Below are 11,055 nucleotides of genomic sequence, written 5' to 3' on the forward strand. Positions count from 1 at the left end.
GGCGAAGGTCATCCGTCACGTTTCATCCCCCCTCTCCCCTTGTGGGATAGGGGGGCAGGGGGTGAGGGGAACGGCCACGATACCGGCACCCCTGCCACCAACTACGTAAGCGTGAACTCGGGGAACGCTCTGACGATATCTTCGGGATCGAGCGCGCCGTGTCGCGCCACCGTGAGCCGGCGCCCGTCGACCACCAGGACGGTCGACGGCACCCCGCCGGGGGCCGGGCCGCCGTCGATGATCAGGTCGACCCGGTCGCCTAGGGCGGCAACCGCTTCCGCCGCGGTGCGTGCCTCGGGCTCGCCAGAGCGGTTGGCGCTGGTCGTCGCCAGCGCCCCTCCGGCTGCGGCGATGATCGCCAGCGCCAGCGGGTGATCGGGCATGCGCAGCCCGACACGGCCGGTGTCGCGCACGATCTCGCGCGGGAGCCACGGCGCGGCGGGTACCGCGAGGGTCAGCGCGCCCGGCCAGAAGCGCTGGAGCAGCGCCAGCACCAGCGGGTCCACCTCACCGGTCAAGCGCGGCACCTGATCCAGGTCGGACACCAGCACCGGGATCGGGCGGTCGAGCGGCCGCCCCTTAACGTGGTAGAGACGCGCGACGGCCTCGGGGTGGTCCACCGCGGCGGCCACACCGTACACCGTGTCGGTGGGAAAGACGATCAGCCCGCCGCGCGCGAGCACCTCCGCCGCGGCAGCAGGCGCGCCGGGGTCGTCGCCAGGGACGAGCCGTGCTCGTGACCGCTCGGTCACGCGCCCAACTCCTCCTTGATCTGCTCGGCCAGTCTGGGACCAATGCCGGGGACCGCCGCCAACTCCTCGACGCTGGCCTGGCGGATACGTGCTACGGAGCCGAAGGTCTTCAGCAGGGCCTTGCGCCGCGCCGGGCCGACCCCCTTCAGGCCGTCCAGCGCCGAGCGGAAGGTGCTCTTGGTGCGGCGTTTCCGGTGGAAGGTCACGGCGAAGCGGTGCGCCTCATCCCGCACCCGCTGCACCAGGAAGAGCGCCTGCGCGTCGCGCGGCAGGACGATCGGATCCCGCCGGCCCGGCAGGAAGAGTTCCTCATTCTCCTTGGCCAGGCCGACGATCGGCACCGTGACATCCAGCTCGCGCAGCACCTCCAGCGCGGCGTTGAGCTGCCCCTTGCCCCCGTCGACGATGACCAGGTCCGGCAATGTCCGCCACTCCTCGGTCACGTCCTCACGGGCCGCGCGCTTGAAGCGGCGCCGGATGACCTCCTGCATCATGGCGAAGTCGTTCTGCCCGGCGACGCCCTTGATGCTGAAGCGGCGGTAGTCGCTCTTCTTCGGCTTGCCGTCCTCGAACACGACCATGCTCGCCACCGAGTTAGTGCCCTGCAGGGTCGAGATGTCGAAGCACTCGATACGCCGGGGCATCTTCTCCAGACCCAGCGCGTCGGCCAGTTCCGTCATCGCGGCCGTCATCCGCTGCTCGTCGTTGAGCCAGCGTACCCGATCCTGCTCCAGGTTCTCCTGGGCGCTCTTGGCGACCATCTCCACGAGCTGGCGGCGCTCACCGCGCTTCGGCACGGTCAGCTTCACCGCGCCCCCGCGCCGCTCGCGGAGCCACTCCCGCACCAGCGCCTCGTCCTCCAGCGGGTGCTGCAAGACCAGCTCAGGCGGGACCATCGCCGCATCCTGGTAGAACTGGGTCACGAAGGACGAGAGCAACTGGCTCGGCGAGTCGTCGATCCGCGCCCCGCGCAGCATGAAGTACTCGGATCCCAGCATCTTGCCGTTGCGGATCGTCGCCACCTGCACCGCCGCGTCGCCACCCGGCCCCTGTGCCACGGCCAGCACGTCGAAGTTGCGAGCCGTGCCCGAGACGATCTTCTGCTGCTCCAAGACGTGCTTGATGGCCCGGATGTCGTCACGGATCCGCGCCGCGCGCTCGAAGTCGAGCGCCTCGGCGGCGGCCTCCATCTCGGCCTCCATGCTCGGCAGCAGCTCCTCAGCCCGGCCCTCCAGGAAGAGGACCACCTTGTCGATGACCTGCGCGTACTGCGCCTGATCGACCGCGCCGATGCACGGCCCGACGCAGCGGCCGATGTGGTAGTAGAGACACGGACGTGGCGCGTTGCCGGTGATCTCGATGTCGCACGGCCGGTACGGGAAGAGCCGCTTCAGCAGGTCGAGCGTGCGGTGCACCGACGACGCGCTGGTGTACGGGCCGAAGTAGCGGCTGCCGTCGTTCACCAGCCGCCGGGTGCTGATGACGCGCGGGAAGGGCTCGTTGGTGATGCGGATGTACGGGTACGTCTTGTCGTCCCGCAGCATCACGTTGTACTTCGGCTGATAGCGCTTGATCAGCTCGTTCTCGAGGATCAGCGCCTCGGTCGGGGTGTCGGTCCGGATGACCTCGAAGTCGGCGATGTGCTCAACCAACTCGCGGGTCTTGCCGTCCATCCCCCGCCGGGAGCCGAAGTAGGAGCGCACGCGCGAGCGCAGCGAGGCCGCCTTCCCGACGTAAATGACCTCACCGCGTGCGTTCTTCATGAGATAGACCCCCGGTGCGGGGGCCAGTGCCGCGAGACGCTCCTGGAGCTCCGTCCCTGTCATGCTCTAATTGTACCCCGCGGTGCCAAGCAGTCAGGGAGCATGAGCCGCGTGGACGCTGACACGGTACCTGCTCCCGGGCACCTGACCGGCGCCCAGCGGGGGGCCTCAGACATCCAGGTACGCTATGTGGTGACGAACGCCGGCAGGTTGACGGCGCTCCCGGCACGTACGTTCATTGAGTTTGTACATCGACAAGGTAGAATGATCGTAGCGCGCCGGAGCGCCCGGCCGCGAGAAGGGCACCGCCGACATGGACACGCACGGCATTCGCATCTACCAGGAGCAGCGTGAGGACGCCGAACTCCACCCGGCGGCGACGCGCAGCGCCGGGGCGGCCCGCCCTGTGCCCGAACCGCCCTGCCCGATCCGCACCGCGTTTCAGCGCGACCGCGACCGCGTCATCCACTCCAAGGCGTTCCGCCGCCTGAAGCACAAGACGCAGGTCTTCATCGCGCCCGACGGCGACCACTTCCGCACGCGCCTCACGCACACCCTGGAGGTCACGCAGGTGGCGCGGACGATCGCCCGGGCGCTACGGCTCAACGAGGATCTGGTCGAAGCCATCGGGCTGGCCCACGACCTTGGGCACACGCCGTTCGGCCACGCGGGCGAGCGCGCCCTCGCCGAGGTCTTCCCGGGCTTCCGCCACAACGAGCAGAGCCTGCGAGTGGTCGACCGGATCGAGAAGGACGGCCAGGGCCTGAACCTGACCGAGGCCGTGCGCGACGGCATCCTGCGCCACTCCAAGCCCGAGGGTGACATCACCGGCCACCTCGCCGGGCGCCCAGCTACCCCCGAGGCGCAGGTGGTCAAGATCAGCGACGGCATCGCCTACATCAACCACGACCTCGACGACGCCCTTCGCGCGGGCGTCGTCACCCTGGATGAGGTGCCGGAGATCGCGCTGGACGTCCTCGGCCGCCGCCATGCCGAGCGCATCGACACCCTGGTGCGCGACGTGATCGCCACCTCCGCCTCCTACCTCGACGCAGGCAGCCCGGACGGCCAGGTGATCCACCTCTCCGAGCCGGTGCGCAAGGCGGCCGATGCGCTACGCGATTTCCTCTTCGCCCGCGTGTACGCGCCCATCAACGAGTCCGAAGCGACCAAGAAGGCGCAGCGCATGGTCCAGTGGCTTTACCAGCACTACGTCGCCCACCCGGAGCAGGTGCCGGCCGAGTTCGCCCGCGCGCTGGCCGACGACGGGGTGGAGCGGGTCGCGGCGGATTATGTCGCCAGCATGACCGACCGCTACGCGCTGCGACTGTTCGAAGAGTTGTACGTGCCCCGGTTCTGGGCAGGGTGAGGCAGGCGATGCACGGAGACGCCGTCGATCAGGTGCGCGAGCGGACCGACATCGTCGAGGTGATCGGCCAGCACGTCGCGCTCCGCAAAGCCGGTCGCAACTTCAAGGGGCTCTGCCCCTTCCACCAGGAGAAGACGCCCTCGTTCATCGTCTTCCCCGAGACGCAGACTTTCCATTGCTTCGGCTGCGGCGTCGGCGGCGACGTCTTCAACTTCGTGATGCAGTTCGAGCGCGTGGACTTCCGCGAGGCGCTGCGCACGCTCGCCCAGCGCGCGGGCGTCACGCTGGAAGAGACGGCGCCGCCGCCCCCGGAGGTGGTCGAGCGCCACGCGCGGCTCTATGAGCTGAACGCGCGCGCCGCGTCCTTCTACGCCTGGGTCCTCTGGAACAGCCCACACGGCGCGCCCGGGCGGGAACTGCTGGAGCGGCGCGGGGTCGATCGCGCCACCGCCGAGCGCTTCCAGCTCGGCTTCGCCCCCGACCGCTGGGACGCGCTGCTCACCTGGATGCTGAAGCGAGGCGCGACACAGGAGGAAGTCGTCGCCGCCGGCCTCGCCACCCAGCGCGACGACGGCGGCGCCTACGACCGCTTCCGCAACCGGCTGATGTTCCCCATCCGCGACCGCGAGGGCCGCGTCGTCGGCTTCGGCGGCCGGGCGCTCGGGGATGCCCAGCCGAAGTACCTGAACACGGCGCAGACCGCGATCTTCGACAAGGGCACGATCCTCTATGCCCTCGACCTGGCCCAGGACGCTATCCGGCGGACTCACGAGGTCGTCGTCGTCGAGGGCTACATGGATGCCATCGCCGCGCACCAGTACGGCTTCGAGAACGTCGTCGCCTCGATGGGCACTGCGCTGACCGAGGAGCAGGTCAAGCTGATCCGCCGCGGGGTCGATCGCATCATCCTCGCCCTCGACGCCGACGCCGCCGGGCAGATGGCCACGCTGCGCGGGCTCGACGTCCTGCGCGAGTCCCTCGGGGAGGCCGACCGGCCGGTGCTCGATGCCCGCGGCCTCGTGCGCTTCGAACGCACACTGAAGGCCGACATCCGCATCGCACCCCTGCCGGAGGGCCAGGATCCCGACGACCTGATCCGGCGCGACCCCGACGCCTGGCGCACGGCGGTGGCCGGGGCAAAGCCGCTGCTGGACTTCTACATCGACGCCGTCATCGGCGATACCCCGCCGGCCGATCCGCGCGAGAAGTCGGAGCTGGTCGACCGGATCGGACCGGTGCTGCGCGAGATCGGCGACGAGGTGGTCCGGGCGCACTACGTGGCCGAGGTGTCCCGCCGACTCGGCCTCCCGGAGCACGTGATCCTGCGCGCCCGTCCCGCGCCCTCCCGCCGTATCCGCCGCGAGGACGCCTACCGGCCCCGCCGGCCGATCGCCTCGCCGGAGGAGCACCTGATGGCGCTTGTGGTGACCTACCCGGAGATCGTCGCGCCGCTGATCCCGCAAGTGCCCGAAGAGGACCTGCTCGACACCCGCCACCGCGCGCTGCTGCACCTGCTGACCGGGATCACCCCGGAGCAAGCCGCGGCCATCATCGCCGACCCACCGGAGGAGTTGCGGGAGCACGTCGAGGCCCTGCGTGGGCTGATGGCCGACCGCCCGCCGGTCTACCCGGGGCAGATCCGCATCGAGTTCGATGAGGTGATCCGCCGCCTGCGCCGCGAGCGCTTCGACTTCCGCATGGCCCAGCTCCAGGCCGAGATCCACGAGGCCGAGCGCGCGGGCGATCGCGACGCCCTGCGCCACATCATCGGCCTCATCGAGACGCTGAAATCCCGCTTCCCCGAGTTTTACCCCGACCGCAGCCCGTACTTCCGAGACGTGCGTGATACGGGGTGGTGAGCGAAGGCCCTCACCCCCTAACCCCCTCTCCCAACTTTGGGAGAGGGGGGATGCGGTTCGGGATACCAGCGGTCTGCTCTGTGAAGCGTGGTTCGTTCCTTCTCCCCTCTCCCAAGGTTGGGAGAGGGGCCGGGGGTGAGGGCCGCTCTAACGCCGCCCACTCTTCGGCAGACGAACGAGCTGCACCAGGCCCGCCACGGCCAGGATCGCGCCGATGGCGACGAGGACTTTGGCGACCCCGAAGAGGTCGGCAAGCGCACCGGCGAAGATGATGGGGATGAACGCCACGGCGTTCGACACGGTGAAGAAGGCCCCGTAGACCCGGGCCCGCACGTGCGGTGGCGAGGCGGATTGCAGGAGCGCCTGGCTCGGCGCCAGGATGAAGGCATTCGCCACCCCGAGGAACGCGGCCAGCGCGCCCGCCACCACGATGGTAGCCAGCGCCACTGAGGTCGCGCCCGGCCGGAAGACCCGATCGATCGATGCCAGCAGCCCCAGGAGCACCAGGAGCACGCCGGCGACCGTCACGCCCCAGTCGATCGTCCGCTCCGGTCCCAGCCGGCCGGCGAGGCGGCCGACCGCCAGCACGCCGACGAGTACGCCCAGCCCGGCGGGCGCGATGATGAAGGCAAAGTCCTGCTGCGGCAGCCCCAGCACACCGGTGATGAACTCCGGCCCCAGCACCGCCACCATCAGGTACGAGGCGGTCGCCAGCGACAGGTAGCCGATCGCCTTGAGCAGGACGGGCGTCTGCACGATGACCAAGACCCCCTCCTGCACGTCGTGCACCATCCGCCCGAAGGGGGACTCCCCCGATGACCGCCGCGCCGCGGACGGCGTGTTCGGGATAGTGAAGCTCAGCACCGCACAGATGGCGAAGATGCCGATGATCCCGACCAACACCTGATCCAGCCCGAAGAGCCTGATCAGCAGGGGGCCGAGCGCGGCGAACCCGGCGAGCTGCGAGGCGGTGAAGGTCAGGTTGAAGAGGGCGTTGGCATGCACCGTGTCTTTGGCGGGCACGACCTCCGGGATTGCCGCCCCCAGCGCCGGGCCGAAGAACTGACCGACCGTGCCGGAGACGAAGGTGATGGCGTAGACCGTCGAGAGCGCGAGCAACGCGCGCCAGTCGTCGCCTATCAGGACGAAGCCGACGACCGCCAGCCCGCGCAGCGCGTTCGTGACGATCAGGACGGTGCGCTTCCGCGCGCGCTCCACCACCACGCCGGCGATCGGCGCGAAGATGATGGCGGGCACGCTGAAACTGAGTACGGCGATGCCGACGGCCGTGTTCGCCTGGCTGATCTGGTGCTGCTGCACGATGCCGGCGACCAGGATCAGCACGGCGAAATTCACCATGTTCTGGCCGGTTTGGGAGAGCGCCTGGACGAGCCAGAGCCGGAGGAAGGGCCGATTGCGCAGGACGTCGAGCAGCCGGCCGCGCGGCCGAGTGTGGTCCGCCACCGCCGGCTCGTGCATACCCCGAACTAGCCTTGTTCGGTGTCGCCGGGGTAGTCCGGCCCGCGGCTGACGAAGGTCTTCAGGCGCTTCTCAAGCGTGCGGCGGGGCAGGAGAACCCGGTGACCGCACCCGTGGCAGCGCAGGCCGATATCGGCGCCGAGGCGCACCACGGTCCACTCGCTCGACCCGCACGGGTGCGGTTTGCGTAGGCGAACGACGTCGTTCAGGTAGAGTTCCAGCGGCATCGCCCCTCCATGAATGACCACAATGCGAACGCGATCCACGGTGCCGCTGCCGACGACCGGACGGCGCCCGCAACCCGCCTCGGCGGGGCTCATCGGGTTCCATCCAGGCAGGCCACTTCGGCCTGTCTGGAATTATAGTGCACGCGGTACAGACCGCTGGCCCGCCCGGAGAGATCGCTGGTACACTGGCCGCGGCTTGGTGGGTTGGACCCGCGTCTCACGACCGGATCGACGGAGATGGCACGGTGCGGTTCTTCACCCGTGTGATCCCCGCCCTCCTCCTGATCGCGGCGGCGATCGCCGCCTGGGGGGCTGTCTACTACTGCATCGTCGTGGCCGATGTCGGCGCCGAGCGCGACTTCTGGGCCGGGCGGCGCCTCCTGGCCTACGGCGCCTTCGTCCTGGCCCCGACCCTCACCTTCCTCCCCATCGGGCGCCTGCTCCGTATCCCGCTCTACGAGCTGGAGGCAATCGTCGGCTGGTCCACCCTTGCCTACGTCGTGACCTTCGTCCACCCAGGCGAGCGGCCATCGCGGGCGGTCCTGCTCCTGTTTCTCGTCCCACTGACGATGTCGCTGGCCACCATCTTCACGCTCGTCTCCTACGCCGTCGGTCTGCGCCTGCTCACGCGTCGCAGCCAGCGCTACGACTTCGTCCGCGCCCGGCGCGAGGGGTATCTGGTCGCCATGTTCATCGTCGGCTGCCTGCTCCTCTCGCTGCTGGATGTCTTGACCGCGGTCAATGCCGCCCTGCTCGCGCTCATCCTGATGCTGCTGGAAGTCTTCCTGCTGTCCCGCGGCCCGGCACCGCGACAGCCCGTCCCGGCCCCACTCGACCCCTATACCGACACTCCGTAACCGCCGGTCGGGCGGCATCGCACGCTTGATTTGGACAACACAAGAGCGGCGGGGAGTTCCCCGCCGCTCGCCGGTTTCGTCTGGTCGTTGTCCGCGATCCTACCCGGCCACCGCCACCACGAGCATCTGCCGCAGGACCCAGATCAACAGGATCGCCACAATCGGCGAAAAGTCGATGAAGCCGGCCGTCGGCAACACCCGGCGGATCGGCGCCATGATCGGCTCGGTGATCTGCACCAGAATCTGCGCGACCGGGCTGCGCATCCCGCGATCGAACCAGGACAGCAGCGCTCGCGCGATGATGGCGAACTGCATGACCGTCAGGAAGGTCATCAGGATATTGAAAATGAGTACCACGCTGTGCGCCTCCGCCCGCTGCCGCGGGCATGAATTGCATGGAAGCGGCCCGAACGGCCGCTCACCGCAACGTTAACACGCGGCCGAATCGGTGTCAATGCGCGGAAAACGCCGACCTGCGCGCGCAATCGGCACACCCGCGTTACAATCCCGCTCACGGGTTCGCATTCATCTGGAGGGACGACAGGATGGGCAAGGATGTGCTGATCCTGACGAGCAAGTTCCGCGGTCGCGCCGACGTCGCCGCCGAGTTCCTCGAACAACGCGGCTGCCGCCTGGTTGAGCGCGAGGTGATCTACCCGATCACGGAAGATCACCTCTGCGAGCTGGTCCAGGATATCGACGGGCTCATCACCGGACTGGAGCCGATTACCGCGCGCGTCCTGTCCCACGCCAATCGGCTCAAGGTCATCAGCGCGGCCGGTGTCGGCTTCGACCACATCGACCTCGACGAGGCGACCCGCCGCGGTATCGCGGTCTGCAACTGCCACGGCTGTAACAACCACTCCGTCGCCGAGCTGGCCTTCGGCATGATGATCGGCCTCGCGCGCAGCATCTACACGCTCGACCGCCAGATCCGCAACGGTGGCTGGGGCCCCGTCCCCTTCGGTCCGGAGTTGTGGGACAAGACCCTCGGCATCGTCGGACTCGGCCGGGTCGGCCGAAGCACCGCACTGCTCGGCCGCGCCTTCGGGATGCGCGTGCTCGCCACCGACATCGTCTGGGACATGACCTTCGCCAACGAGCACGGGATCAGCTACGTTCCCCTGGAGCGCCTGCTGCGCGAGTCGGACTTCGTCTCCCTCCACGTTCCCCTGACCCCGCAGACCCGCCATCTGATCGACGAGCGGGCGCTGGCGCTCATGAAGCCGACTGCCTACCTGATCAACACCGCGCGCGGGCCGGTGGTGAAGGAGTCGGCGTTGGTCGACGCGCTCCGCGCCGGGCGCATCGCCGGTGCCGGGCTCGACGTGTTCGAGGTTGAGCCACACCCGAACAACCCATACGTCGAGTTCGACAACGTCATCCTGACGCCGCACATCGGCGGCTCGACGCACGACGCGTCCGAGCGTGCCTTCTATCTCGCCCTGACCAACGTCGCCAACGTGCTCAACGGGGAGCCGGCGCACTGTCAGGTAAACTGAGCGACCGGCCACGGTGCCGGAGCGGCAAGCGGCTCCGCTTAGTGTGCAATCGAGCGGTGACAACAGCACCGAGCGCAACGGATCGATATTGCGGAGGAAGGATCAGGTCTTGAACGAGCAGAGCAAGCGGTTTCTCCTGGATCTCCTGAACACGGCCAGCCCGTCCGGTTTCGAGGAGCCGGCTGCGCGCCGCTGGCGTGCCGAGGCCGAGACCTTCGCCGACGAGGTGCGGGTCGACGTCAACGGCAACAGCTTTGCCCGCCTGCGCGGCGAGGGGCCGGTCGTCGTCATCGAGGGCCACATCGACGAGATCGGCCTGATGATCACCCACATCGACGACGACGGCTATCTCTGGTTCCGGCCGATCGGCGGGTGGGATGACCAGATCCTGACCGGTCAGCGCGTGCGCGTCATGGGCCGGGGCGGCCCGGTGCCCGGCGTCATCGGCCGGCGCCCGGCGCACCTCCTGACCCCGGACGAGCGGGACAAGGCGAGCAAGATCAAGGACCTCTGGATCGACATCGGCGCGCGCAACGGCGCCGAGGCGCGCGAGCGCGTCCAGCCCGGCGACCCGGTCGTCATCGAGCAGCCGCCGCTGGAACTGGCGAACAACCGCCTCGTCGGACGGGGGATCGACAACCGCATGGGCGCCTGGGTGGCGCTGGAGACCCTCCGCGCCCTCGCCAATGATCGGCCGCCGGCCGACATCTACGCCGTCGCCACGACGCAGGAAGAAATCACCTTCCTCGGTGCCCACACCAGCGCCTTCGCGCTCGATCCGACCGTGGCGATCGTCATCGACGTGACCCACGCCACCGATCACCCCGACTCCGACAAGCGCGGCGGCGGGGACGTCAAGATCGGCGGCGGGCCGGTGCTGGGGCGCGGGTCCGCGATCCACCCACTCGTCTACGAGCGCCTCGTCGCCGCGGCGCAGGCTGAGGGGATCTCCTTCGCGGTCGAGGCGCAACCGCGCAACACGTTTACCGACGCCGACGCGTTCGCGCCGACCCGCGCCGGCATCCCGACCGGTGTCGTCTCCGTTCCAAACCGCTACATGCACTCGCCCAATGAGCTGATCAGCCTGGACGACCTGGACGCCACCGTGCGCCTCATCGCCGCCTTCGTCCGCGCGCTCGGCCCGAACCCCGACTTCTCACGGGTTTAGGTCCGTCCACGGACCCTGACCCTCCGCGGCTCACTCGCTCCAGGAGCTCCCTCCCCCTCTCCCCTCGTGGGGAGAGGGG

Annotated in this window: 10 protein-coding genes; 5 read left to right on the plus strand and 5 right to left on the minus strand. The window is 69.1% G+C overall.

Annotated features, from left to right (window positions below):
- Positions 1-101: 101 nt before the first annotated feature.
- Complete coding sequence (locus tag IRZ30_RS12260; protein WP_294085507.1) at positions 102-752, minus strand: L-threonylcarbamoyladenylate synthase; 651 nt, start codon at positions 750-752, stop codon at positions 102-104.
- The gene (gene uvrC, locus IRZ30_RS12265; protein ID WP_294085509.1) at positions 749-2,578 is read right to left on the minus strand and encodes an excinuclease ABC subunit UvrC; all 1,830 of its coding nucleotides are present in this window, start codon (positions 2,576-2,578) and stop codon (positions 749-751) included. The genes IRZ30_RS12260 and uvrC overlap by 4 nt, the downstream gene beginning before the upstream one ends.
- A 250-nt stretch (positions 2,579-2,828) precedes the next feature.
- Between uvrC and IRZ30_RS12270 the strand changes: the two genes are divergently transcribed.
- Complete coding sequence (locus tag IRZ30_RS12270) at positions 2,829-3,884, plus strand: deoxyguanosinetriphosphate triphosphohydrolase (RefSeq protein ID WP_294085510.1); 1,056 nt, start codon at positions 2,829-2,831, stop codon at positions 3,882-3,884.
- Between the two features lie 8 nt (positions 3,885-3,892).
- On the plus strand, positions 3,893-5,743 hold the full coding sequence (gene dnaG, locus IRZ30_RS12275) for a DNA primase (RefSeq protein ID WP_294085512.1): 1,851 nt from the start codon (positions 3,893-3,895) through the stop codon (positions 5,741-5,743).
- 147 nt (positions 5,744-5,890) lie between these two features.
- Here the strand turns inward: dnaG and IRZ30_RS12280 are convergent, their stop codons facing one another.
- Both IRZ30_RS12280 and IRZ30_RS12285 read right to left on the minus strand, forming a co-directional pair.
- Positions 5,891-7,207 (minus strand): MFS transporter, encoded by a 1,317-nt coding sequence (locus IRZ30_RS12280; RefSeq protein ID WP_294085515.1) that lies wholly within the window; start codon positions 7,205-7,207, stop codon positions 5,891-5,893.
- Positions 7,208-7,230: 23 nt separating this feature from the next.
- Positions 7,231-7,449 carry a DUF951 domain-containing protein gene (locus IRZ30_RS12285; RefSeq protein ID WP_012870898.1) on the minus strand — a complete coding sequence of 73 codons (219 nt, stop codon included), beginning with the start codon at positions 7,447-7,449 and terminating at the stop codon, positions 7,231-7,233.
- Positions 7,450-7,694: 245 nt separating this feature from the next.
- Between IRZ30_RS12285 and IRZ30_RS12290 the strand changes: the two genes are divergently transcribed.
- Positions 7,695-8,306 carry a hypothetical protein gene (locus IRZ30_RS12290; RefSeq protein WP_294085518.1) on the plus strand — a complete coding sequence of 204 codons (612 nt, stop codon included), beginning with the start codon at positions 7,695-7,697 and terminating at the stop codon, positions 8,304-8,306.
- Positions 8,307-8,405: 99 nt separating this feature from the next.
- Here IRZ30_RS12290 and IRZ30_RS12295 read toward each other — a convergent pair whose 3' ends face one another.
- Complete coding sequence (locus tag IRZ30_RS12295; RefSeq protein WP_294085521.1) at positions 8,406-8,663, minus strand: YggT family protein; 258 nt, start codon at positions 8,661-8,663, stop codon at positions 8,406-8,408.
- A 188-nt stretch (positions 8,664-8,851) separates the two neighbouring features.
- On the opposite strand from IRZ30_RS12295, the gene IRZ30_RS12300 reads away from it, so the two are divergent.
- Together IRZ30_RS12300 and IRZ30_RS12305 are read left to right on the plus strand one after the other, a co-directional pair.
- A complete protein-coding gene (locus IRZ30_RS12300; protein ID WP_294085522.1) occupies positions 8,852-9,808 on the plus strand; it encodes a phosphoglycerate dehydrogenase in 957 nt (318 codons plus the stop codon).
- A 109-nt stretch (positions 9,809-9,917) separates the two neighbouring features.
- Entirely contained in the window at positions 9,918-10,976 is a 1,059-nt protein-coding gene (locus IRZ30_RS12305; RefSeq protein WP_294085523.1) for a M42 family metallopeptidase, read from the plus strand.
- Positions 10,977-11,055: the final 79 nt, after the last annotated feature.

Source organism: Sphaerobacter sp. (genome assembly GCF_019683595.1).
Taxonomy (GTDB): domain Bacteria; phylum Chloroflexota; class Chloroflexia; order Thermomicrobiales; family Thermomicrobiaceae; genus Sphaerobacter.

Coding starts and splice junctions, on each gene's coding strand:
- IRZ30_RS12285 (WP_012870898.1), bottom strand. CDS start 7,449: ATGCCGCTGGAACTCTACCTGAACGACGTCGTTCGCCTACGCAAACCG.
- dnaG (WP_294085512.1), top strand. CDS start 3,893: ATGCACGGAGACGCCGTCGATCAGGTGCGCGAGCGGACCGACATCGTC.
- uvrC (WP_294085509.1), bottom strand. CDS start 2,578: ATGACAGGGACGGAGCTCCAGGAGCGTCTCGCGGCACTGGCCCCCGCA.
- IRZ30_RS12300 (WP_294085522.1), top strand. CDS start 8,852: ATGGGCAAGGATGTGCTGATCCTGACGAGCAAGTTCCGCGGTCGCGCC.
- IRZ30_RS12270 (WP_294085510.1), top strand. CDS start 2,829: ATGGACACGCACGGCATTCGCATCTACCAGGAGCAGCGTGAGGACGCC.